This window comes from Pseudarthrobacter siccitolerans, from assembly GCF_030823375.1.
Taxonomy (GTDB): Bacteria; Actinomycetota; Actinomycetes; order Actinomycetales; family Micrococcaceae; genus Arthrobacter; species Arthrobacter siccitolerans_A.
The window spans coordinates 2,851,193-2,874,147 of the sequence record NZ_JAUSXB010000001.1; the positions used below are offsets into that span (position 1 = coordinate 2,851,193).

The following is a 22,955-nucleotide window of genomic DNA, read 5'->3' on the forward strand; positions in this document are numbered from 1 at the left end:
TTCGAACGCCGACGTTCTGGACGTAGGAATCGGTGATCAGCCGAGGTACTTCCCTGTGGAGCCCCTAACGACAAGTTCCGTGTCGATGTAGTGGGTAGAGGCACTCTTCTCCGACCCTTTGAGTGCTTTGAGCAAGAGACTAGTAGCTTCGATACCGCAGGTTTCCATCGGTGCTCGCACCGTCGTTAGCCCTGGTGTGGTGAAGTCAGCGCCGAAGATGTCGTCGAACCCTACGATGCTGATTTGGTCTGGAACTGCGTATGCGGCTGCTTGGAGCTCCTGCAGGAGGCCGATGGCAAGGAGGTCGTTGTAGGCGATCACAGCGGACGCCCCGCTGCCTACTATTGCTCGTGCAGCTGCCCGGCCGCCCTTTATCGTCGGACTGTCCGACTCCAGCTTGACTGACTCCAGGTGGGACCACTCGCACGCCTGCCGGACACCCAGCCATCGCCGTCCTGACATCCATGACGCTTCCGGGCCGGCGATAAAGGTAATCCTTCGATGTCCATGCCCGGCGAGATGGCGGACCGCTTCACCCAGCCCCTTCTCTACGTCGGGTACAACGCAGGTGATTCCCTCCACGTCGCGATTAACCACTATGACTGGTTTTTCTTCGGCTAGCTGCCTGATGTGGTCATCTCTCATACGGGGGCTCGCCAGTATCAGGCCGTCCACGCTGGCCAACATGCGCTGTGCGGCTGATTGCTCTTTCCGGGAAGACTCAGCCGACTCGGCGAGGATTACCGAATAGCCATGATCTGCAGCCGTTGATTCTGCTCCCCGGATTGTTCCGAAGAAGGTTGGAATTTGCGACATCGGCAACAATGAGCCCGATTGTGCTGGTTCTTCCCGTGGGAAGGGCCTTTGCGAAGGGATTCGCTTGATAGTTGAGTTCAGCAGCTGCATCTTCGATGAGCTTGCGGGTACTGACACTTACCCGGCCGGGCTTGCTGAGAGCTCTGGAAACAGTCGAGGGATTGACACCCGCCAGCTTCGCAATGTCGTAAATGGTGGCGTTGGCCGCCCTGGACGGCCTGCCTTCGACTATGCCGCGGACGCTCTTAGCTTCCGCTTTTGGGGGTGAAAGTTCAGTCACTACTACAGCATCGGGAATATTCCCCATGAAATCAAGCGGTTGCCATACATCTCACTTTTGTTGACGCGTTTTGATACTGGCCAAAGCGATCGACGGGCATACATTCGCGTTATCGTGCCGCTTCTGCCAGCTAGCACTTGACTGATTACCTGTTGGCAACCGGTTGACAAACAAGCGAGTCAGCCCGGACCATTGACGTATGCCACAGTCGATTGCCTCCCATCTGGACAGGCTCCTGCCCGCTGATCCAGGAACCCGACGCATTGCGCGCGAGCTCCTGCAGCGCGTCGAGGACCTCCCCATCATTTCCCCGCACGGGCACGTTGACGCCGCAGTCATCGAGCAGAACACCCCCTTCCCGGATCCCGCCGCGCTGCTGGTGAGCCCGGACCACTACGTCACCCGGCTGATCCACGCCAGCGGTGTCCCGCAGGAGAAGCTGCGCGGATCCAACACCTCCGAGCCCGACTCCCGCGCGGTCTGGCGTGAGTTCTGCAAGGCCTGGCCGCTGTTCGAAGGCACCGCTTCGGGCTACTGGCTCCGCACCCAGTTCACCAGTGTCTTCGGTTTGGAAGGCGAGCTGAGCGAGGCCACTGCGGATGCCAGCTATGACGCGATTTCCGCCAGACTTTTGGAGCCGGGCTTCAGGCCCCGTGAGTTGTTCAAGGATTTCAACATCGAGGTTCTGGCCACCACCGATGACCCGCTGGACACCCTGGCGAGTCACAAGGCCATTGCCCAAGATCCCACCTTCCACGGTCGTGTCCTGCCCACTTTCCGCCCCGACGCGTACCTGAACATCGCCCACCCGTCGTGGTCGGCGAACGTGGACAAACTCATCGCGGCAGCGGGCGACGGCGGCACCGGCTATGGCGCCTACATCACCGCACTGGAGAACCGGCGTCGTTATTTTGTGGAACATGGTGCAGTGTCCGCAGACCATGGCGTCCGCACCCCGGCCACGCTCAAGCTCGACGTGGCGGACGCAGCCAGGCTGTTTGACCGCGCCCGCTCAGGCGACGCCACGGCGCAGGACCGCGACGATTTTGAAGCGCACATGATGTACCAGATGGCCCGCATGTCCGTGGAGGACGGCCTAGTGATGACGATCCACCCGGGCTCGTACCGCAACCACCACGAGCCCACCTTCAACGCCTTCGGCGCGGATACCGGGCACGACATCCCGTTCGCCATCAACTACACCGATGCCATCCGCCCCGTCCTGCAGGACTTCGGTACCGCCAAGGATTTCCACCTGGTTCTCTTCACGCTGGATGAGACCGTGTTTTCCCGCGAACTTGCCCCGCTGGCCGGCTTCTATCCGTCCGTGTATCTGGGTGCGCCGTGGTGGTTCCTGGACGCACCGGATGCCATGCTGCGGTTCCGCTCCGCCGTGACCGAGACCGCAGGTTTCTCCCGTTCCTCCGGCTTCATCGACGACACCCGCGCCTTCTGCTCCATCCCCGCCCGGCACGACGCCTCCCGCCGCGTTGAAGCCTCCTTCCTGGCCCGGTTGGTGGCTGAGCACCGGGTCAGCGAGGAGCGCGCCCACGAACTCATCGTGGACATCGTGGACGGCTCACCGCGGCGGGTGTTCAAGCTGTGAGGACTGAAGTGCAACCCCCGCCTATTTTGCCCGCGGACCTGCCGCAGCTGAACCGCGCGCTCCACCCGATGCCCAAAGCCCCGGTCCGGATTGTCCACCTGGGGCTGGGCGCCTTCCACCGCTCGCACCAGGCCTGGTACACACAGCAGGCTTCTGACGCCGCAGAGTGGGGGATCGCCGCGTTCAGCGGCCGTCGGCCGGATGCTGCTGACATACTCGCAGCCCAGAATGGTCTGTTCACGCTGGTGCAGCGCTCCGGTAAGGGAGACTCATTTGAGCTCGTCGGCAGCATCGCCGAGGCCGTTGACGGTGCGGACCTGCGGCGGCTGAAGGAACTCGTGGCCTCTCCGCAGACCTCGGTTGTCACCCTGACTATCACCGAGGCCGCATATACGCCGGACGAGGCCAACGGCGGCGCTTTGGAGTCAGCAACACCGCTGGGCCGCCTTGTCCTGGCACTCGCCGCCCGGCGGGAGGCAGGTGCGGGACCACTTGCTATCGTCTGCTGCGACAACCTTGCGCACAACGGAACGGTGACCCGGAAGGCTGTTCTCGCCCTTGCCGCTTGGCCTGCAGGCCAAGCTGGCGCTTTCGCCGGATTATCAGAATGGATCGACGCGAACGTGAGCTTCGTCAGCACGTCCGTGGACCGCATCACCCCAAGGACCACGACGGCGGACATTGAGTTGGTTGCCGATGCCTGCGGTTACCGCGATGCGGCGGCCGTGATTACGGAGCCGTTTCACAACTGGATCCTTAGCGGCAGCTTTCCCGCCGGCAGGCCCCGCTGGGAAGATGCCGGGGCCGTGTTCGTAGACGACATTGCGCCCTACGAGAACCGCAAGCTATGGCTGCTCAACGGGGCGCACTCCATCCTGGCGTACTCCGGATTGCTCCGGGGGCATAAAACTGTTGCCGAGGCGCTCTCCGACAGTGCTTGCCGGGCCGCCGTGGAGGAGTTTTGGGATGAGGCATCCCAACACCTGCCCATGAGGCTAGGCATCCCGGAGTACCGGGCTGCCCTGCTGGAACGGTTCGGAAACGAGAGGATCGCGCACCTCCTGACGCAGATCGCCGCGGATGGCACCACCAAGCTGCGGATGCGTTCCTTGCCCATCCTGGCCGCCGAACGGGAAGCGGGACGTTCCGGTGACGGGGCTGCGCGGATGATCACAGCCTGGCTGGCCTATGTGACTTCCGCAGTGGAATTCCAAGATCCGCGGGCAGGGGACATCAAGAACGCGCTCAACCGTAGGGGAAGAGAACGGACGGCGGCGCTTCTGGCGCTGCTTAGCCCCGAGCTCGCCAGTGACAAAGCCTTCGTTGAGCGCCTCGATTCCCAGCGGTCCACCTTAGTGGCCGCTTCTGCCCACAACTTGTGATCACCCCAGCATCCATAACTACTGGCCCTTTGCATCAAACCTTGGAGACTCCATGACTCAAACATCACCCACCGTATGGCCGCTTTCTGGATTTGGCGATGAAGTCGATCCCGACCCGGCGGTACAGTCAGCAGTCCTCTTAGCTCTCGGCGCCAGCCACATTGAGGTACGCAGCGCGTGGGGGGTCAACGTCTCCGAGTTCGAACCTGGGCAGGCCGCAAGGCTAAAGGAAATTCTGGACGGCAAAGGGCTCAAAGTCTCTGCCGTGGCGAGCCCCATCGGGAAAGTTTCGGTGACCCTTCCTGTTGAACATGAAGTGCAGCGGCTCCGTCAGATCATTTCCGTGGCCAACGTCTTGGAGACCAGGTACATTCGAGTCTTTTCCTTTTACCCGGGGGAGGGCCAAAGCCAAGACGAGGTCCGTGAGGATGTGATCCTACGAATGAGAGCGCTTGCCGCAGAAGCTGCCGGAGCTGGAGTTGTCCTCCTTCACGAGAATGAAAAGGGAATTTACGGGGACACCCCTGAGCGTGTTCTGGATCTCATGACCGAGGTCAACTCTCCAGCCCTGCGGGTCGCGTGGGATAACGCCAACTTCGTCCAGGTCGGAGTGAAGCCGTATACCGAAGGCTATGCCCTGTTGCGTCCTTACCTGGAATACCTTCAGGTAAAGGACGCCCTGTTGGCCAGCGGAGAGGTCGTACCAGCGGGACAAGGGGACGGTGAACTAAACGCAACCATAGCTGCGCTGAAGGCAGATGGCTATCGCGGCTTCGCCTCGTTGGAACCACACCTCGCCAGCGCCCATGAACTGGGAGGCTTCTCAGGGCCTCGCGCCTTCGGTGCTGCAGCCCGCGCGTTTGCGTCATTGGCCGCAGAGAATGGAATTGAGCTCTCGTGACCGTGCTGAAAGCGGCTGTTGTCGGATGCGGTGACGTTTCGGCGGTACACCTTCAGGCAATATCAGATCTCCCAGGCGCCCGGCTTGCCGCCGTCTGCGACACAGACCCTGCCAGGCTGGGGGCAGCATCGTCCGCCTATGGCGTCCCAGGATTCGCCGAGCACATCAGCTTGATTGAAACAGTGAGACCTGACGTGGTGCATATTGCCACACCACACAACACACACGCATCCATCGCCGCAGATTGTTTGGAACGGGGCGTGAACGTCATCGTTGAAAAGCCGTTGGCGCACACTCTTGAGGAGGGCCGGCGGTTGGTGCAGGCCGCGAAGGCGAGCAGCGCAAAAATCGCCGTCTGCTTCCAAAACCGCTACAATGCCACCTCTCAGGCCATGCACCAAATGATTCACTCAGGTGAATTGGGCAAGGTGGTAGGGGCATCCGCCACTGTGCTGTGGCATCGCAATGCTGACTATTACCGCAACAGGCCATGGCGCGGCAGTTGGGCGGCCGGCGGCGGCGGGTTGATGATGAACCAGGCTATCCACACCGTAGACCTCCTGCAGTGGCTCGTGGGTGATGTGGTCTCCCTCGCGGGCAACTCATCCACTCGCGCATTGGGTGACACCATCGAGGTGGAGGACACAGCCGAGTTCTTGGCAAAACACGCCAACGGGTCTCGAAGTCTTTTTTACGCGAGCCTCGCGAACTCCATTAATGCGCCCATCACCTTGGACATCGTCACAGAAAAGGCAACCCTGAGCCTCCGCGGCGACCTGACCGTCACGCACATCGATGGTCGCAGGGAGGTTATTGCGGAAATGAAGCGAGATCCGCAAAAGGAAGTACCGACGGGCGGCCGGGCCTATTGGGGCTTGTCACACGAATTACTCATCGAAGACTTCTACACCAGAATTGGTGACCCCGAGCCGTTCTGGATTAATCCTGATGAAGCCCTTAAGTCACTGGTTATCGTCAAGGAGCTCTACCGCCAGAGTTACCCGACACGTCTTGAGACCGTGTCCTGAATTCCGAGCCGCTGCCCTCAGCCTTGAACGATCAAGCGGCGGCGATTGAGGGCGTTCTCCATTGAACGCCACCCGACAAAATCGATTAGACGGAGAAAGATAAACATGGCCAAAATTGGCGTCCAGGCAATGATGCTGATGCAGGACTTCGCGCAGGACGGGGCATTCGAAACGCTCAAGAAAGTCAGCGCGATTGGGTACAATGCGGTAGAGATTTCGCAGATTCCCATGTCCGCGAATGTCGTGGACGAGTTGGACCGCGCCCGGACTGAACTTGGCATGGAAATGGCGGCCCTGTCCGTGGCGGTAGATCTCCCCGCTGGTCGCCCAGGCGATACGCTCAAAAAGGACTTCGCAAAGATTGTCGACGACGCCAACCGTCTCGGATCCAAATTCCTGCGCATCGGTATTATGCCTTTCCCGGCCCTGAAGTCAATAAATGCTGTAGCCGACTTTGCAAAGGAAGCAAATGAATACGCGGAGCAGCTGAAAGAACACGGCATCGGTCTCTATTACCACAATCATCACATCGAATTTGCGAAGTTCGACGGAAAGTACATGCTGGACATTATTGCCGACAATTCCCCTGCGATGGGCTTGGAACTTGACGTGCACTGGGTTCAGCGCGGTGGCCACGACCCCGTGCGCACGATTAACAAGTATGCGGGCCGCGCCGCCATGATCCACCTCAAGGACTACCGCGTGGGCGAAGTGCCGGAGACCGCTTTCGCCAAGCTCGCCGCCCGGGACGCTGAGGGCTTCCGCAATGACTTTCGAAACGTTATTGAATTCGCTGAAGTGGGCGAGGGCAACCTCGACTTTCCAAGCATCATTGCCGCGTCCCAGGCCGCAGGCGCGGAGTATTTGCTCGTCGAACAGGATGAACTCTACGGCCGCACGGTATGGGAAGCGCTCCAAACGTCCTATGACAACCTCGTGGCAATGGGGCACTCAAACCTTTTCTAACCCCGGCTTTAAGCAGTCAAACAAGATATGGAGAATTATCAAATGAGCAAGAAAGTCCGCCTTGGCATAATCGGTCTTGGGCAGCAGGGCAGCATGTACGCTCACTTCATCAGCACAGGTAAAGTCCCCAACATGGTCATTGGTGCCGTCTGCGACGTCGACGCGTCCAAGAAGGAAGAAGCTGCTGCTAAGTATCTGGACATCCCGTTCTACGATGACTACATCACTATGCTCGACAGTGGAGACGTGGATGCTGTAGTGACCTGCGTGCCGCACTTCCTCCACCCCGAGATGGGTATCGAAACGCTGAAACGGGACATCCACGTGCTCGTCGAAAAGCCCGCTGGAGTGTACACAAAGCAAGTGTCGGAACTGAACGAGTTCGCAGCTAGCAAGCCCGAACTGTCGTTCGCCATCATGTTTAACCAACGGAACAACCCCCTGTACCAGCGGCTCAAGGAGATCGTGGAGAACGGGGAAATCGGCGACATCCGCCGGACCAACTGGATCATCACCACCTGGTGGCGCCCACAGGGGTACTACAACTCAAGTGAATGGCGGGCCACCTGGGGCGGCGAAGGCGGTGGTGTCCTGGTAAACCAGGCGCCTCACCAGCTGGACCTCTGGCAGTGGATTTGTGGTGTTCCCAAATCGGTGTACGCAAAGGTTGCATACGGCTTCCGCCGGGACATCGCAGTTGAAGATGAAGTTACAGCCCTAGTCGATTACGGCGACGGCGCCACGGGCGTCTTCGTCACCGCAACCCATGACTTGACCGGCACGGACCGCTTCGAGATCCTGGGCGACAAAGGCAAGATCATCGTCGAAAACTCCAAAACGGCCACTGTGACCCGACTGGTCAAGCCGGAGCGTGAACTCAGCGATTCGATGGGTATGGACGACATCCGCAAGGTAGTCACCGGGCAGCTGGACTCCGATGAGCTTTACGCTTCCGAAGTCATCGAATTCCCGTCACCTTGGGGGGTACAGCACGCGGGCGTACTGGAAAACTTCGCCGCCAATATCCTGGACGGAACCCCGCTTCTGGCCCCGGGCTCGGACGGCATCAAGGGTGTTCGTCTGGCTAACGCAATTCACCTGTCGAGCTGGACGGGGAGCGAAGTCGACTTGGACTTTGATGAAGACCTGTTCCTCGCTGAGTTGAACAAGCGCATCCTGGCAGAAGGCAAGTTCCCACAACGCTCCTAGTCATTGGCAGCGACACTTCCTCCGGCTCACGCGGAGTAGATGCGTAGGCGACCGTGACGATAGGGCCCTGGTGACCAGGTGGACCGGCCTTGCGGGGCCTCCGGCTCGTCCCAACTAACCGGCATCCGCGGTGCAGGTGGCGCCTATCCGCTCTTCGCGACCTCATAAATCAGACTTGAAAGGACCTGCTGTGAAAATCATTGCTGCCGACGTCTTCGTGACGAGTCCCTCCCGAAATTTCGTGACTCTCCGGATCACCACCGAGGACGGGGTGACCGGCATCGGCGACGCCACCCTCAACGGCCGTGAACTTGCCGTTGCCGCGTACCTGAAGGAGCACGTTGCGCAGCTGCTGATCGGTAAGGACCCGCACCGGATCGAGGACACGTGGCAGTTCCTGTACCGGAGCGCGTACTGGCGGCGCGGGCCGGTGACGATGGCCGCGATCGCCGCCGTCGACATGGCGTTGTGGGATATCAAGGGCAAGATGGCCGGGATGCCCGTGTACCAGCTCCTCGGTGGGGCGTCGCGGAACGGGTTGCGCGCGTACGGGCACGCTTCGGGCGCGGATATCCCGTCGCTGTTCGATTCGGTGCGCGAGCACCTGGAGCTGGGGTACAAGTCGATCCGGATCCAGACGGCGATCCCCGGGATCAAGGCTGTGTATGGGGTGGCGGCGCAGGCGCAGGCCTCGGGGGAGCGGTATGACTATGAGCCTGCCGGGCGTGGTGCGTTCCCGCTGGAAGAGGACTGGGACACCCGGGCGTACCTGCGGCACCTGCCGACGGTGTTTGAGGCGGTCCGGAATGAGTTCGGCCCGGAGATCCCGTTGCTGCATGACGGGCACCACCGGATGACGCCGATCCAGGCTGCGAAGCTGGGCAAGGCGTTGGAGCCGTATGACCTGTTCTGGTTGGAGGACTGCACGCCGGCGGAGAACCAGGAGGGCCTGCGCCTGGTGCGCCAGCACACCACCACGCCGTTGGCGATCGGGGAGATCTTCAACACGGTCTATGACTTCCAGACGCTGATCAAGGAACAGTTGATCGATTACGTGCGGGCCGCGTCCACGCATTTCGGCGGGATCAGCCCGTTGAAGAAGGTCATGGACTTCGCTGCGCAGTATCAGATCAAGTCCGGTTTCCATGGGCCCACGGACATTTCCCCGGTGGGTTTCGCGGCCCAGCTGCATGTGGGCCTGGCGATCCATAACTACGGGATCCAGGAATACATGCAGCACTCGGCCAAGACCAACGAGGTCTTCGAGCAGTCCATGACCTTCACCGACGGTTACCTGCACCCGGGCGACAAGCCCGGCATCGGCGTCGAATTCAACGAAGAAGCCGCGGCCGCCTACCCGTACCAGCAGGCCTACCTGCCCTACAACCGCCTGGTCGACGGCACCGTCCACGACTGGTAAGGAAAACAGTGAGCAACAATCAACCCGGAAACGCCGGACCCCGTGTAGTGGTCATGGGCGTCTCCGGCTGCGGCAAGACCACCATCGGCGATCTTGTGGCCCGCGAACTGGGTGTCCCGTTCCTGGACGGCGATTCCCTCCATCCGGTGGAGAACGTGGCCAAGATGGCGGCCGGCACACCGCTGACGGATGAGGACCGCTGGCCCTGGCTCGCCACGGTGGGCCGCGAGCTGGCTGCAGCGGGAGATGGCGGGATGGTGCTTGCCTGCTCCGCCCTCCGCCGCAGCTACCGCGACGCCATCCGCGAACAGGCTCCGGACACCATCTTCCTGCACCTGAACGGCAGCAAAGAGGTCCTGAAGGCACGCATAGAAAGCCGCACCGGGCACTTCATGCCACCGGCACTCCTGGAGTCACAGCTTGCAACGCTGGAACCGCTCGACGCCAACGAAGCCGGCGTCCACGTCGACATCGCCGCACCCGTAAACGAAGTAGTGGCCACGGCGCTGGCCAACATCCCGCACACCCACGTCTGACCGGCGTGCTTAACACATGCAACTCTCGCGGCCGGTGATGGCTGCCGCCGACCAAAAGGGCTACCTGAATGCTGTTACCAACGAAGGAGAAAAACTGTGAAGATAACCCCGGGTAGCGTCGCCGTCATCACGGGAGGCGCCAGCGGTATTGGTTTTGGCCTCGCAGAAGCCCTCGCGGAACGAGAGGTCCGTCTGGTTTTAGCCGACGTCCGAGAGGATGCCCTTGAACCGGCTGCTGATGCCCTCCGGGCAAAGGGCGCGGAGGTTGCGACCGTCCGCACCGACGTCACTGACCGGAATTCCGTGGAAGGGCTTGCGCACCGCACCTTGGAACTATTCGGACGGGTCGACCTCGTTTGCAACAACGCCGGCCTGATATGTTCCGGCGCACCCCTCTGGGAGCAGAGCACACAGACCTGGGACCGAATGATCGCGGTCAAGGTCATGGGAGTTGTCCATGGAGTCCAAGCCTTCGCCCCCATCATGATTAAGCAAGGCGCAGGGCATTTTCTTAACACTGCATCGTCCGGCGGCCTGGCGCCATTGCCGAACCGCACACCGTACACCGCCACAATGCACGCGGTTGTAGGTTTGACCGAGACTCTCGACCTCGAACTCAAAGCAGAGGCGCTGGCCCTCGGGGCGACCGTGCTGTGTCCTGGCCTCGTGGACACAGCAATCGGAAAGAACTCGGCAACCTTGGGCGCAATCAAATTGTCGTCAGGCGCCGAGGGGGCGATGCGAAGCATCGCGGCTGCTTCCGGAGGGATCCTCACGCCGCTGGAGGTTGGCGAGGCAGCGATAGCCGGCATTGAGGAAGGCAGGGTCCATGTAGCCCCCGGTAATGACGTTTCCGCCCGCGCTAAAGCAAGGGTGCAAGGCCTGTTGAGGGACTTGGAAAAGTCAGGACAGGTTATTGAAACCCATTGATGTCATGACTCCCGGGAACAGACCTAAAAAACCAAGAGCCCACGCAACGAAGCACAAGAAGGGTTCATCCACTGGTTCGATCCTCAGGACATTGACCGGGCTGCTTACGGGCCTTCTTGTAGCGCTCTTGGCGAGCTCAATTATTTCCACCTCAATTCCTCGAATTGTTAACGACCTAGCGGGATCCCAGGCCACTTTCACTTGGATCGTGACCGCCACTTTACTGGCCATAACTATTAGCACGCCGATTTGGGGCAAATTGGCCGACCTACTAAATCGGAAGGCATTAGTGCAGGCAGCCCTGGTGATCTTTGTCGCAGGTTCCCTGCTGGCTGGCGCTGCACCTGAACCAGGCACTTTAATCGCAGGACGCGTCATTCAAGGACTGGGCGCTGGCGGCTTGCTGACTCTGGTGCAGATCATCATGGCCGATATCATTAGCCCGCGAGACCGTGGAAAGTATATGGGCTTGACGGGCGCAGTCATGACAGCGGGCTCCGTGGGAGGACCGCTGCTCGGTGGAGTCATCACTGATTTCGCTGGGTGGCGGTGGAACTTCTTCGCCTCAGTTCCCTTCGCCCTGGCCTCGCTCGTGCTGATTCAACTTACTCTTCACTTGCCCCGGAAGCCTCGGACCGTGACCATCGATTACGCCGGAGCCGTCTTCATAACCGCCGGCGTGTCGAGCCTGCTGATCTGGATAACTTTGGGTGGCTCGCAGTTTGAATGGCGTTCACTTCAATCTTTGCTGTTGCTGGCGGCATCCCTCGTACTGCTTATCGCTGCCGTCCTGATAGAAAGAAAGGCCGCAGAACCGATTATCCCGCTGTCTCTGTTCCGGAATCGTTCCTTCTCCCTCACTGTTATCGCCAGCATCTCAGTAGGTGTGGCGGTCTACGGTACGGCAGTATTCATGAGCCAGTACCTGCAGCTCAGTCGCGCGGCCACCGCTACGGACTCTGGACTTATTGCCATGCCTCAGGTCATTGCAGTGGTGGTGGCGTCCACGGTCGTTGGCGCCCTGATCAGCCGCTCGGGTAAATGGAAATTCTGGATGGTCCTGGGAGCCAGCTTCCTCACCTTGGGCTTGGGTTGCTTGGCAACCATAGGCGTGGCGACACCGATACCACTCCTGTGGACCTATATGGCATTTGTTGGATTGGGCATCGGGATGGTTATGCAAAACCTCGTCCTCGTCACTCAGAACACGGCCGAGGTAGCGCACCTAGGCGTAGCAAGCGCCGGGGTAGCCTTCTTCCGCACTCTAGGCGGAACAATCGGAGTCACGGTACTTGGCGCAGCCCTTTCCTCAAGGGCAGCACAAGTCATAGCGGACAAATCCGACTCCTTGAGGGCGCAGGGGATTGACCCATCGGTGATCAGCACCGGACGGCTACCAGATATGGGTTCCCTAAGCGATCCCCTTCGTGCCGTGGTTGCGGAAGCCTATGCCCAGGGAGTGGCCGGAGTATTTCTACTATCCACGCCGCTTGCGCTGCTTACTGTTGTCGCCATCGCTTTCCTTCCCAATGTGCCTCTGAAGCGAAAGACAGGCCTTGAACAACTCGCGGAAACGGAAGCAGAAATCGCCGTGGACATCGCCGGGGGAGAGGCACGGCTAGCTGTTAGCGAATCGGAAGGTACGAGGGAATTGTCAACAGACTCCCGCCGCCCGTAAACCCTGACCCGTCCGAGGGCAGGCACCCACCGGAGCCCGTAGGGCAGTCTGGCAAGACACCAAAAAGACTTTCAGAAAGGAGAACCATCATGAGCAACGTTGCAGTCATCGGACTCGGGATCATGGGCCTGCCCATGGCCGTCAACCTGGTCAAGGCCGGCCACGCCGTTACCGGCTTCAACCGCAGCCAGGACAAGATCGATAAGCTGGTCTCCGAGGGAGGCAAGGGCGCCTCGAGCATCGCCGATGCCGTGAAGGATGCCGACGTCGTCATCACCATGGTGCCGGACTCCCCCGACGTCGAAGGCGTGGTCAGCGGCAAGGACGGTGTCTTCGCCAACGCCAAGCCGGGCGCCCTGTGGATCGACGCCTCCAGCATCCGCCCCGACGTCGCTGTCCGGCTTGCCGCAGAGGCCAAAGAAGCCGGCCTCCGCCCCCTTGACGCCCCGGTTTCCGGCGGCGAACAGGGCGCCATCGACGCCGTCCTGTCCATCATGGTGGGCGGCGACAAGGCAGACTCCGACGACGCCCAGGACGTCCTCAATGCCCTCGGCAAGACCATCGTCCACGTGGGCCCCTCCGGCTCCGGCCAGACCGTTAAGGCTGCAAACCAGCTGATCGTCGCCGTCAACATCGAAGTCCTCGGCGAAGCCATTGCGTTCCTTGAGGCCTATGGCGTGGACACCGACGCCGCCCTCAAGGTCCTCGGCGGCGGCCTGGCCGGCTCCAAGGTCCTGGACCAGAAGGGCCAGAAGATGCTGGACCGCAACTTCGACCCCGGCTTCCGCCTCGCCCTCCACCACAAGGACATGGGCATCGTCACCTCGGCAGCCCGTGAAGCCAACGTCGCCATCCCGCTTGGCGCCGTCGCCGCGCAGCTCGTCGTCGCCACCGCCAACCAGGGTGACGGCGCACTGGACCACTCCGGACTCTTCAAGCAGGTCCTCCAGCTCTCAGACCGCTAGTAGCGGCCCGGGAAATCCGTGCGTTGCGTCCCGCCTCCTCCATCCGGGCATATTAGGAACAGATATGGCACTCGCCCCTGAAACGGCAGCAGACCTCGTGTATGAAATATTCGACCTCCAACGAGCAGTGCGTTGCATCGCTGCATTTACCTCACGAGGGGAAGGAATGGGCGCAGCCCAGCATTTCGTACTTCGGCTTGTAGGTGAGGGGGAGTGCCGGGCTGCTGTGCTCGCTGCGCGGCTCGGCATTGGTGCCCCAGTCCTGAGCCGGCACATCGCGGATTTGGAGGAGCAGAGTCTAGTCGTTCGTCGGAAAGATCCAGGTGATGGCCGTGCTCAGCTTGTTGCCATTACACCATGGGGTCTGGAAAGACTGCGACGCTTGGAGGCCGAACGATCAGCAGCCTTTCAAGAACATCTCTGGGACTGGAACGAGGAAGATGCCCGCAGTGCGGCGAAAACACTGCACCAGCTAACTCAGTCGCTCGTCAAATCTGCCGTGCAGGCCCGGAGCACAACTAGCTAACACCCACGGCCTTCATGCTGGAGTCCAGCCCAGGAGTATTGGTCTGCTGGAAGGCGCACGCTGCAAGTGGTCTGTCCCTCCGACCTTGCAGGCGTGCGCGCCTGGTCAAGAAAGCGCCTCTGCCTCCTCCCCCTTAGGACTGTCTCGTATGTCTCCCTCGAAATGTGTAGAGCCAGGCACCCTTAGGAGGGCTCTTTCCAGCGCACGTATAAACAGAAACGGGATTGCCAGTGGATTTCCTGCTTGAATACAACCTCGTTGATGGCGTTTTGATGTGGACCCTTACGGTTCTCACAGCTTGGCTCCTCGTTGTCCTCAGCTGGCGCAGGGTTCCCTTGTGGTGGCTGGCAGCCGCCTGGATTTTCACGGGCGGCGCGCTGCTGGCGTGGCTGACCCTGTGGGTGTTCGAGTTCGTTTTAGATGTCGTTAGCAACCTTCCATGGCAGGTTAGGGCATGGTTTACTTCCTTCGTCGGGGCTTCGGTACTGACAGGGGTAACCTTCTGGAAGTCTCCTCGGTGGAAAAAAGTTTTGGCTGTAGGTGCTGTCCCGATTTTTGTGGTCACGACCGTAGTCGGGATCAATTCCTACTACGGTCTTCGGCCCACCGTTGCGGCGCTGCTGGGTATATCGCTTGCCCCTCAGCTGGACATCAATAAACCAGCGCAAGACATGACCACCAGCATGCCGGTTCTATGGAGGGACTGGGAAGCTCCGCCGAACATGCCTGCCACCGGTGTCACGAGGACTCAAGTTATTCCAGGAACGTTATCGGGATTTACTCCCAGACCTGCCGGAGTGTACCTCCCTCCAGTCGCCCTTGTGGATTCCCCCCCGGCTCTGCCGCTGGTGGTCATGATGATGGGCCAACCCGGTGACCCTGATCCCCGTTTCGCCGCGGATGCACTTAATGAACTAGCGGCCCGGAACCGAGGTCTGGCACCGATCGTAATCGTGGTTGATCAACTGGGTAATCCGCTTGTCGACGACCTTTGTTTGGATACAGCCCGATTTGGCAACGTTGAGACGTACATCAACAAGGATGTCGTGGAGTGGGCGCGAAGGAATTTGAACGTCATCGGTGACGCCAGGTACTGGACAGCGGGTGGATATTCACACGGCGGCCAATGCGCCATCTCATTCGCCGCCAAATACCCGGAAACATGGGGCAACGTCCTTGATGTATCAGGAGAAGAGTACCCCGGAGCCGAGCACCCCGGAAGCACTCTACGAGAGATATTTCACGGGGACCAGACCGCATACGACGCGCAAAAACCCGAGCACATTCTCAATATCCGCCAATACAAGGGCATCCATGCAGTCTTCACCGCCTGCCGCGATGATCCGGCCTACATGACCGCTGCCCGGAAGATAAGCACAGCAGCCAGCCACGCTGGAATGACCGTCAACCTCCTGGAGATCCCGGAAGGCGGGCACGGCATAGGTGCCCTTGCAACTGGCCTTCGCGACGGTTTTGGGATCCTATACCCCCGACTGGGCTTATCCAATCCAACGGACGGACCGGCTCCATGACAGTCAGGCACAGGCAGGCACAAAGCACAAAAGGCTTCTCCCGGCGGTATCTACTTGGCGCCGGAATTTGCCTAATGTCCTATCCGCTGCTGGAAACACTCAGCCAGAACCGCAAATTGGAACAAACAGAACCGTGGGAAGACGATAACGAGAGGCAGCGCGAATTTCCGGACGAAGACGACGTATCCATACCCCCTCAACTACCACGGACACTGTCTGTTCCAAGCCGTGGGGAAGTAATCAGGTCTTTCACCGGGCAGGTTCCCGTCTACTGGGGACTTGAAGCGCCAGGGGTGCTGAAACGGCTACCAGCAAGTTCGGGAGGGGTGGTCCTCACAGTGGACTTTTGCGGAGGACCCGGTGGCAACGCAGTGGATACGCTCTTGCTGAATGCCCTGCGGCAAAACGGGATTCCAGCCACCCTTTTCCTCAACTCCCGCTGGATTAGAGAAAATCCTTTGAAGAGCCAAGAACTCGCCAACGATCCTTTGTTCGAACTCGCAAATCACGGCTCCGCCCATTCTCCCTTGTCTGTGAACGGAAAAAGTGCCTACGGCATCCCCGGGACGAAAGGACCAGAGGAAATTTACGACGAAATAATGACAAGCAACGCCGTTCTGGAAGATTTAACCGGGCGGCCCCAACGCTTCTTCCGGCCTGGGACCGCATATATGGACGATGTAGCCGTACAAATAGTCCATGCCCTGGGGCTCATTCCAACCGGCTTCAGTATCAATGGAGATGGAGGAGCTACCTTCACTGCTTCAATCGTTGCCCGAGAAGTATCATCAGCTGCACAAGGGGACATCGTGATCGTCCACGGCAACCACCCCGAGGGTGGAACCGCCCAAGGACTCATTCAGGCCTTGGCCTCAACACGGGACCTAAACGGAAAATTCATGCACTTCCCGGCAACCGTAGCGTAAGCGAATGGTGCCTAGGAGTGCGCTGAACAATTGGCGGAAGTGAGGCGTGCCTGCTGGATCTTCGGGACTAGTGATTTACGGCTGGTTTCATGCAGGGACGTGAGGATGGGCAACGCGGGTATTTGGATGTCGAGGCGCTGGCTCGGGAGTTGTTAGCTCCGGGCAGCGTTTTCGCTCATCTGGCCACGCATCGGGGCGGTTGTTTCCGGATTCGGTGATGGAGGATCTCTTTCCGTCGCGGCGGGACTGGCCTTCCGTTCCGGCACCGGTGATCGGGTCGGTGCAGGCGTTGCAGGGCCTCTTTGACAGGGGAGACCGTCGAGGCGCTTTGAGCGCATTCTTGGAGGTTCGTGTGGAGCTGGTCGACAGACACCCGGAGATTTGGCGCCAGCAGAATGCCCGGCAGCACGATGACCCTGAATCAGGTCCACCGAGTTCTCCAGGCGGTCTTTGGTTGGGAGGACATGCACCTGCACAGGTTCACAGCCTTGGAGCCCTTTGTGAGGCTGCGGCCGGCCAATGGCGAAATTCGCGCGACAACCTGACAGTGGCTCCCGAAGCAGGAGTGCCTTGATCCGGACGACAGACCTGAGGAGGAATTTTCACGGACGCCATTAGCCAAATTTTCCCGACCCAAATCAGGGTCACCGCTGGCGGCCTGTCCTACAACCTGTCAACCGGGCCTTGGCTGAGGAGTTCTGACTTCCGGTCTCTGGAGGCAACACCACGAAATGGTGCCAGAAAAAGGGCGCCTTCCGCAGCCACTCCCCCCGCACATCGTAAAGAGCCGATAGCCGAGATTCCGTCAAGCTACGGCCACGGGGGTTACGGCTCAACGACGGCGTCGGTAGGGGAGTGGTTCAGTCCAGCGTGGCGTGGCGCAGGTACTGGAAGACGGTCTCTGCTGATTCCGTAGTCACGAGCAAGTAAGGCCTTCGGGACACGTTGCCGGCGCGCTGTACCAGCTCGGCGGCCCGTTCCGGGGTGAGAGTCTTTCTCCTGCCTTTGTACGCGCCGCGCTGCTTGGCCAGGGCGATGCCCTCCTTTTGGCGTTCCCTGATGAGGGAGCGTTCGAACTCGGCGAAAGCACCCATGACGGGGAGCACGAGGTTGGCCATGGGGGAGTCCTCGCCGGTGAAGACCAGGCTCTCCTTGACGAACTCCACCCGCACGCACGCAAGTCATCGAGATTTCGCGCGAGCCGGTCCATGCTGTGCACGACCACGGTGTCCCCGTGGCGGGCGAACCGCAGCAGTTCGGTGAGCTCCGGCCTAGCGGTGTCCCTGCCCGAGGCCTTGTCGGTGAAAACTCTGTCAAAAACTTGGCCTTCGAGCTGGCGTTTGTCGTTCTGATCCAGCATGCTCACCCGCACGTACCCGATCCGCTGCCCCGCCATATGCGCCTCCGACCCTCGTCCTGTCAGGTTGAGTTCTAGGCTCGTGTAATGCTCATGGCGTTGGAGAGCTTGGTACCGCCGTTGTTGCCCACGAAGAGCATTGCACCGAGAGAGGCGGCCAGTGGCGAGCTCCGGCAATTTCTACATAGCCCGATGGGAAGCAGCCGCCCGGAGGCGGCCTCACAATCTAGCACTGCAACCGCTTGCCTCAGCGCCAGCAAATGCTCCTGCCATCCAATCTCGACCAAGCAATAACACGCCTTCCCTTGGCTTATCGCGGAAGTTGGCGCAATGCAATCGGTTGACATACGACCGTTGCGTTGTGATACTGGACACGCCTCCGCATAAATAGGTGGGGCTTTCGGTAAGACGTTCCACTTTGGCCACTAATCCAGAGGAACCATGGATCGGAGCTGTCCAATCGGGCAGAGCATCCCACCTTGGGTTCAGAAGCGCTTTCCATTTATTGCCTTGGCCTACCGGCACACCCTGGCTGACGAAGACAGAACTTCCCCGGCGCCTGTTCGCGTTGCTCCAATCAAGAATCTCCGATGCCCGAGTCACGACCAACGGCCAAGACGCCGCAAGCCACTCGCCCACTGATTGGGGGATATCCGGTGGCGAGTAGCATTCCCCGGCAAGGTCCAGAAATTTCTCGAGTACCAAAAGTTTCGCGCGGAGTGCTGATCAGTGTCACAACCAAGAACACCGGAGTTGGCGGGGAAACGAGCGGCACGTCCGAGAGGCTGCACTACGAAGGCAGTAGCGCCAGTTGACCGAGCTCCGTCGGAGACATGACTTCGGCCCGAGTACGACTTAGCTCGGCCCCCGCGCTACCAGAACTTAAGACCAAAGGAAGCCATGATGAAGCAACCCCGTCAGGGAACCCCGACCTACGCGCGCCGCACTGTGCTATCGGTTTCGTTCGTACTTGCGTCCAGTCTCGTGCTCCAAGGTTGTTCTTCGGGGAATAGTGAAGCTGACAGCGGTGACATTGAGCTGACAGTTCTCAACCAGTCCCGTGGACAGGCCGAAGCGCTGACTGCCCTTGCGGCGAAGTACTCTGAAGAAACAGGCATCAAAGTATCTGTCGACACCCCTGGTCCCGCGGACTTCATGTCCAAGCTCCAATCTAAGGCCCAGTCCAATTCCATGCCGGATTTGTTCTCCTCCGTTGGCAATTCAGAGATGGCACCCTTCTACAAGGCCGGTTGGGCATTCAACCTTGAGTCGGAAATGAATGGCGACTGGAGCAAGAATTTCCAGCCGGATCTCCTCAAGGTGACAAAATTCAATGAGGGCAACCCTGATGGGGTGAAGGCGGGAATTTACAGCGCACATTGGGAGATATCGGTATACGGGCTTCTCGTTAATCCGGACAAGGGAACCATAAATCCCTCTGTTGCTCCCGCGACTATGGCAGATCTGACGAAGAAGCTAGCCGAGGGAGGCGAAAATGGGCAGGGTAAATTCTCAATCTCAGCCTCGATGGTTCCCAACCTTATCCAGTACTACGCATCAAACTATATGAGTGACGAGGAAATAGACGCAACTTTCTTGGGCAAAGCGAGCTGGAAAACGGAGGCCTGGCGAAAGACGTTCAAACTCCTTGAGGACCTTGCAAAGGCGGGAGCTATAGCAAGCAACACGATTCCGGGAGGCTCGGGGGATAACGCCGCGGTCGAGAAATCGTTCTTCAACACGCGAGATATAGGAGCAATTTTTGATGGCTCTTTCTCAATTGCAGTGGCAAGGTCGTCAGCGCCTGACTTCACAAATTACCGATCGCTTCCTCTTCCTAAAGCGGCGGATGCAACGCATGAACCCAGAGCGCGCTTTGATACGGGCAAGGGTATGTCAGTGAACGCAAAGGGCAAGCACACCAAAGAGTCCCTGGCGTTCCTGAAATGGCTCACGGCTGCAGAGCAGCAGACGTACTTTGCTAAAAAAATGGGAATACTGCCATCCAATCCGGAAGTCTTGAAGTCCGACACGATTTCTGCCCAGGCAGAAGGCTTCCGAGATCTGCTCCCGACTCTCCAAGTTGTCCCATCTTCGCTTTCGACGGACGTCAAGAATGTGATCCAACGTGGCTCTCAGAACCTCGTCCTGGGGGAGACGACGCCGGACAAGCTTCTTGAAGATATTCAAGTTGCCCAGGACAAGAGCAAATGACAAGCCAGCTAGAGATTCAGCCGCGGCTACATAGTCCGTTGAGGCAGTCGCGGCGATCACTGCGGCGTAACTCTACTGGTTGGCTGTTTCTCGCACCTGCCGTCCTGCTGATTGCCGCGTTAACTGTCATACCCTTTGGGCAAGCGATCCTACTGAGCTTTCAGGAATGGGACGGTATAAGCCCGGACTCTCCGTTCGTCGGGCTCGACAACTATTCCGCCGTCCTAAAGGATCAGGTTTTCTGGGCCTCGATGGGCAATGTCCTTGTCTTTGCGGTGGTCGGGTTCTTCCTGGGCAACGGTATCGCCCTCGCTATGGCCATAGCAGTCAACAAGGTGCCACGAGCAAAGGCGTTCTTCAGGACGGCCTTCTACCTTCCAGGCGCATTCTCGGTAGTAGTTGTAGGCCTGATTTACTCCTGGCTGCTGGAACCGCGGATTGGGATTGTTAACCGTGGTCTTGAAGCAATTGGCGCCGGTTCTCTCTCGCAGAACTGGCTAGGTAACCCGGAAATTGCGCTTTTCAGCGTTGCGCTGGTCTTTGTCTGGTACCACTGGGGCTTTGCCTTTATCCTCTTTCTCGCCGGACTGCAGGACATCCCGAACGAACTCTACGAGGCCGCCAGCTTGGACGGCGCACCCGGTCGGACAAAGTTTCGCTACATCACATGGCCGCACCTCGCTCCCGTTACTAGCATTGTGAGCGTGCTGACGCTGCTCTCCGCCTTGCAAGTTTTCGGCACAGTACAAGTCCTCACCAATGGAGGCCCTGGCTACCACACCATGGTACCGACCCTTCAGATATACATCGAAGCATTCGCCAATCACCGTTATGGAACAGCTGCTGCAATGTCTGTTTTGTTCGGCGGTGCACTGGTCGTCCTATCACTTGTGCAACTCGGAATCTCGAGGCGGAGCTCCCGTGCCTAGTTCTTTCAGAAAGCTGACCCCTCATGTCCTCAGTTGAAGTGAAGGATCAACCGCCAACTTCAGAGGTGCTCACAGCGCGTACAGATGCAAAAGTCCACAAAGGCGGGCGTCCGCGTAAAATGGATAGATTCGGTCTGTACGGGCTACTTGCTGCCGCCACTATCATTGCTTTGTTTCCGATCTTCTGGCTTGTTTCGGGCGCGTTCCAGACGATAGACGAACTGTACAGTGGGACAAGCCTCTTGCCGAAGGCGCTTCAATGGTCCAACTTCGTTGACGCTTGGACCAAAGGTGACCTAGCAACCTATCTCACAAACAGTGTTATATACACACTGTGCGCAGTAGCCGGCATCCTGATCATTTCAAGCTTGGCAGGATACGCCTTAGCTCGAATGGATTTTGCCGGCAAGGGAATGTTTACTGTGGTGATCTTGGCTGTAATGGTCATACCCGCACCGGCAATGTTCCTCGCCCAGTACAGGCTTTTGATTTCGCTGGGCCTGACTAACAGCAGGATCGGGTATGTGTTGATCCTTATGGCTGCTGGAGTTCCCATGGCAACTCTAATTATGCGGAGCTTTTTCTCGAGCCAGCCAAGAGAACTTGAAGAGGCGGCGGCACTTGACGGCGCCTCTTCATTCGTAATCTTCTTTCGCGTGATAATGCCCTTAGCCCGACCAGGGCTTGCGGCGGTTGGTGTGATTCAAGGACTGAATGCCTGGAATGAGTATCTTATGGCCCTGGTCCTGTTCGATGATGATGCTCTTATGCCGATTCAGCGCGGACTCACCAGCTTCGTGTCGGCCGACTCTCCGCAACAGCACATCCTACTTGCTGCTACAACAATTTCGATTGTGCCAATTATCGTGTTCTATTTGCTGGCCCAGCGCCACATTGTTAAAGGCCTCGGAGCTGGGGCCACGAAGTAGAATTGAATACTTACACCGAAGCGATTGAAATGCATTTCGCGTATCCGATTCACAGCTTCCTTATGCAACCGACGATCAATCGGGGGCCGCCGAGGTTCCTGAGCACCGCTGGCGGCCTGCCCTACAACCTGTCAACCGGGCCTTGGCTGAGGAGTTCTGACTTCCGGCCTCTGGAGGCAACACCACGAAATGGTGCCAGGAAAAGGGCGCCTTCTGCAGCCACTCCCCCGCACATTCTAAACAGACATGAACGGGTATTCAGGAGCCGGGAATAGCCCCCGGCTTGCCGCATGACGGCAATTAACCTTTCAGCACCGGATGAGAAAGAGCAAATGATTCAAGCACCCAGCACGATCCGTCGCGTAACGACGACGGACGCCTCCCGGATCGACGATCTTCTGAACTCGACCATCGGCAGAATCATCCCAGACGCCGTTGAGCTGAACCACGGCATCAGAGTGACCCGAACCGGACCAGGAGAATACACTGTCGAAACCGCCGCGGATATTGCTTGCGGTTACACCGTCTATGAGGACAGTGTATGAACACTGTTTTAGTGACGACTGAGGCGCCCGAGCCATCGGCCCGCCGAGATCGACGACCAGGCTCGGTGCTAGTAACAGCCGGGCCGTGGAACCATGCATTAGATGCAGGAGACCTACGGGCGCAAGGCATCCAAGGGCACTTCCTGACCCAGTCTCCGATCACGAGCAGTTGCAAGAACGAATGATTGAATGCGGAAATACCGAATTCGTCAGCAGGCGGGAGTTCTCGCAGCCACTTCTACTCCCGTTATTTAAGAGCCGATAGTCGACCTTTCGTCAC

General features: G+C 59.1%; 21 protein-coding genes and 2 pseudogenes. 20 read left to right on the forward strand and 3 right to left on the reverse strand.

What is annotated here, in order from left to right; genetic code table 11:
• Nucleotides 1–36: 36 nt before the first annotated feature.
• The gene (locus QFZ36_RS13270) at nt 37–816 is read right to left on the reverse strand and encodes a LacI family DNA-binding transcriptional regulator (protein WP_306637175.1); all 780 of its coding nucleotides are present in this window, start codon (nt 814–816) and stop codon (nt 37–39) included.
• A complete protein-coding gene (locus tag QFZ36_RS13275) occupies nt 722–1,096 on the reverse strand; it encodes a LacI family DNA-binding transcriptional regulator (RefSeq protein WP_306637179.1) in 375 nt (124 codons plus the stop codon). The genes QFZ36_RS13270 and QFZ36_RS13275 overlap by 95 nt, the downstream gene beginning before the upstream one ends.
• Before the next feature lie 199 nt (nt 1,097–1,295).
• Between QFZ36_RS13275 and uxaC the strand changes: the two genes are divergently transcribed.
• The 16 genes and pseudogenes from uxaC (at nt 1,296) to QFZ36_RS20955 (ending at nt 17,246) form a co-directional block, all read left to right on the forward strand.
• Nucleotides 1,296–2,702, forward strand: coding sequence for a glucuronate isomerase (gene uxaC / locus QFZ36_RS13280; RefSeq protein ID WP_306637182.1), 1,407 nt, complete (start codon nt 1,296–1,298; stop codon nt 2,700–2,702).
• Nucleotides 2,703–2,770: 68 nt separating this feature from the next.
• Nucleotides 2,771–4,084 carry a mannitol dehydrogenase family protein gene (locus QFZ36_RS13285; RefSeq protein WP_306639205.1) on the forward strand — a complete coding sequence of 438 codons (1,314 nt, stop codon included), beginning with the start codon at nt 2,771–2,773 and terminating at the stop codon, nt 4,082–4,084.
• A 52-nt stretch (nt 4,085–4,136) separates the two neighbouring features.
• A complete protein-coding gene (locus QFZ36_RS13290) occupies nt 4,137–4,985 on the forward strand; it encodes a sugar phosphate isomerase/epimerase family protein (RefSeq protein WP_306637183.1) in 849 nt (282 codons plus the stop codon).
• Nucleotides 4,982–6,013: a Gfo/Idh/MocA family protein gene (locus QFZ36_RS13295; RefSeq protein WP_306637184.1), complete on the forward strand. Its 1,032-nt coding sequence runs from the start codon at nt 4,982–4,984 to the stop codon at nt 6,011–6,013. The genes QFZ36_RS13290 and QFZ36_RS13295 overlap by 4 nt, the downstream gene beginning before the upstream one ends.
• Nucleotides 6,014–6,118: 105 nt before the next feature.
• The gene (locus tag QFZ36_RS13300; RefSeq protein WP_306637186.1) at nt 6,119–6,979 is read left to right on the forward strand and encodes a sugar phosphate isomerase/epimerase family protein; all 861 of its coding nucleotides are present in this window, start codon (nt 6,119–6,121) and stop codon (nt 6,977–6,979) included.
• Nucleotides 6,980–7,021: 42 nt separating this feature from the next.
• Complete coding sequence (locus QFZ36_RS13305) at nt 7,022–8,188, forward strand: Gfo/Idh/MocA family protein (RefSeq protein ID WP_306637187.1); 1,167 nt, start codon at nt 7,022–7,024, stop codon at nt 8,186–8,188.
• Nucleotides 8,189–8,378: 190 nt separating this feature from the next.
• Nucleotides 8,379–9,608, forward strand: a complete 1,230-nt coding sequence (gene manD / locus QFZ36_RS13310; RefSeq protein WP_306637188.1) for a D-mannonate dehydratase ManD — start codon at nt 8,379–8,381, stop codon at nt 9,606–9,608.
• Nucleotides 9,609–9,616: 8 nt separating this feature from the next.
• A complete protein-coding gene (locus tag QFZ36_RS13315) occupies nt 9,617–10,144 on the forward strand; it encodes a gluconokinase (protein WP_306637189.1) in 528 nt (175 codons plus the stop codon).
• A gap of 96 nt (nt 10,145–10,240) precedes the next feature.
• Nucleotides 10,241–11,074, forward strand: coding sequence for an SDR family NAD(P)-dependent oxidoreductase (locus QFZ36_RS13320; protein WP_306637190.1), 834 nt, complete (start codon nt 10,241–10,243; stop codon nt 11,072–11,074).
• Nucleotides 11,075–11,078: 4 nt separating this feature from the next.
• Nucleotides 11,079–12,752, forward strand: coding sequence for an MFS transporter (locus QFZ36_RS13325; RefSeq protein WP_373427080.1), 1,674 nt, complete (start codon nt 11,079–11,081; stop codon nt 12,750–12,752).
• 89 nt (nt 12,753–12,841) lie between these two features.
• The gene (locus QFZ36_RS13330; RefSeq protein WP_373427044.1) at nt 12,842–13,717 is read left to right on the forward strand and encodes a 2-hydroxy-3-oxopropionate reductase; all 876 of its coding nucleotides are present in this window, start codon (nt 12,842–12,844) and stop codon (nt 13,715–13,717) included.
• Between the two features lie 166 nt (nt 13,718–13,883).
• Nucleotides 13,884–14,243 (forward strand): MarR family winged helix-turn-helix transcriptional regulator, encoded by a 360-nt coding sequence (locus tag QFZ36_RS13335; RefSeq protein ID WP_306639210.1) that lies wholly within the window; start codon nt 13,884–13,886, stop codon nt 14,241–14,243.
• Nucleotides 14,244–14,473: 230 nt separating this feature from the next.
• On the forward strand, nt 14,474–15,775 hold the full coding sequence (locus QFZ36_RS13340) for an alpha/beta hydrolase (RefSeq protein ID WP_306637191.1): 1,302 nt from the start codon (nt 14,474–14,476) through the stop codon (nt 15,773–15,775).
• Between the two features lie 74 nt (nt 15,776–15,849).
• The gene (locus QFZ36_RS13345; protein WP_306637192.1) at nt 15,850–16,701 is read left to right on the forward strand and encodes a polysaccharide deacetylase family protein; all 852 of its coding nucleotides are present in this window, start codon (nt 15,850–15,852) and stop codon (nt 16,699–16,701) included.
• Nucleotides 16,702–16,790: 89 nt separating this feature from the next.
• Nucleotides 16,791–17,008 (forward strand): annotated as a pseudogene (locus tag QFZ36_RS20950) (IS5/IS1182 family transposase); the annotation flags it as partial.
• 103 nt (nt 17,009–17,111) lie between these two features.
• Nucleotides 17,112–17,246: an IS1096 element passenger TnpR family protein gene (locus QFZ36_RS20955; protein ID WP_373427045.1), complete on the forward strand. Its 135-nt coding sequence runs from the start codon at nt 17,112–17,114 to the stop codon at nt 17,244–17,246.
• 315 nt (nt 17,247–17,561) lie between these two features.
• Here QFZ36_RS20955 and QFZ36_RS13350 read toward each other — a convergent pair.
• A pseudogene (locus tag QFZ36_RS13350) lies at nt 17,562–18,097 on the reverse strand (recombinase family protein).
• An 861-nt stretch (nt 18,098–18,958) separates the two neighbouring features.
• Between QFZ36_RS13350 and QFZ36_RS13355 the strand changes: the two are divergent.
• The 4 genes from QFZ36_RS13355 (at nt 18,959) to QFZ36_RS13370 (ending at nt 22,675) form a co-directional block, all read left to right on the forward strand.
• Entirely contained in the window at nt 18,959–20,272 is a 1,314-nt protein-coding gene (locus QFZ36_RS13355; protein ID WP_306637196.1) for an ABC transporter substrate-binding protein, read from the forward strand.
• The gene (locus QFZ36_RS13360; protein WP_306637199.1) at nt 20,269–21,201 is read left to right on the forward strand and encodes a carbohydrate ABC transporter permease; all 933 of its coding nucleotides are present in this window, start codon (nt 20,269–20,271) and stop codon (nt 21,199–21,201) included. The genes QFZ36_RS13355 and QFZ36_RS13360 overlap by 4 nt, the downstream gene beginning before the upstream one ends.
• Nucleotides 21,202–21,224: 23 nt before the next feature.
• On the forward strand, nt 21,225–22,130 hold the full coding sequence (locus QFZ36_RS13365; RefSeq protein ID WP_306637201.1) for a carbohydrate ABC transporter permease: 906 nt from the start codon (nt 21,225–21,227) through the stop codon (nt 22,128–22,130).
• Between the two features lie 290 nt (nt 22,131–22,420).
• Nucleotides 22,421–22,675: a hypothetical protein gene (locus QFZ36_RS13370; protein ID WP_306637204.1), complete on the forward strand. Its 255-nt coding sequence runs from the start codon at nt 22,421–22,423 to the stop codon at nt 22,673–22,675.
• Nucleotides 22,676–22,955 lie beyond the last annotated feature (280 nt).

Bases quoted from the DNA above. Each gene is read 5' to 3' on its own strand.
- QFZ36_RS20955 (WP_373427045.1), top strand. From the start codon at position 17,112: ATGACCCTGAATCAGGTCCACCGAGTTCTCCAGGCGGTCTTTGGTTGG.
- QFZ36_RS13335 (WP_306639210.1), top strand. From the start codon at position 13,884: ATGGGCGCAGCCCAGCATTTCGTACTTCGGCTTGTAGGTGAGGGGGAG.
- QFZ36_RS13330 (WP_373427044.1), top strand. From the start codon at position 12,842: ATGAGCAACGTTGCAGTCATCGGACTCGGGATCATGGGCCTGCCCATG.
- QFZ36_RS13370 (WP_306637204.1), top strand. From the start codon at position 22,421: ATGACGGCAATTAACCTTTCAGCACCGGATGAGAAAGAGCAAATGATT.
- QFZ36_RS13300 (WP_306637186.1), top strand. From the start codon at position 6,119: ATGGCCAAAATTGGCGTCCAGGCAATGATGCTGATGCAGGACTTCGCG.
- QFZ36_RS13285 (WP_306639205.1), top strand. From the start codon at position 2,771: ATGCCCAAAGCCCCGGTCCGGATTGTCCACCTGGGGCTGGGCGCCTTC.
- uxaC (WP_306637182.1), top strand. From the start codon at position 1,296: ATGCCACAGTCGATTGCCTCCCATCTGGACAGGCTCCTGCCCGCTGAT.
- QFZ36_RS13360 (WP_306637199.1), top strand. From the start codon at position 20,269: ATGACAAGCCAGCTAGAGATTCAGCCGCGGCTACATAGTCCGTTGAGG.
- QFZ36_RS13325 (WP_373427080.1), top strand. From the start codon at position 11,079: ATGACTCCCGGGAACAGACCTAAAAAACCAAGAGCCCACGCAACGAAG.
- QFZ36_RS13355 (WP_306637196.1), top strand. From the start codon at position 18,959: ATGATGAAGCAACCCCGTCAGGGAACCCCGACCTACGCGCGCCGCACT.
- QFZ36_RS13305 (WP_306637187.1), top strand. From the start codon at position 7,022: ATGAGCAAGAAAGTCCGCCTTGGCATAATCGGTCTTGGGCAGCAGGGC.
- QFZ36_RS13365 (WP_306637201.1), top strand. From the start codon at position 21,225: ATGTCCTCAGTTGAAGTGAAGGATCAACCGCCAACTTCAGAGGTGCTC.
- QFZ36_RS13290 (WP_306637183.1), top strand. From the start codon at position 4,137: ATGACTCAAACATCACCCACCGTATGGCCGCTTTCTGGATTTGGCGAT.
- QFZ36_RS13345 (WP_306637192.1), top strand. From the start codon at position 15,850: ATGTCCTATCCGCTGCTGGAAACACTCAGCCAGAACCGCAAATTGGAA.
- QFZ36_RS13270 (WP_306637175.1), bottom strand. From the start codon at position 816: ATGTCGCAAATTCCAACCTTCTTCGGAACAATCCGGGGAGCAGAATCA.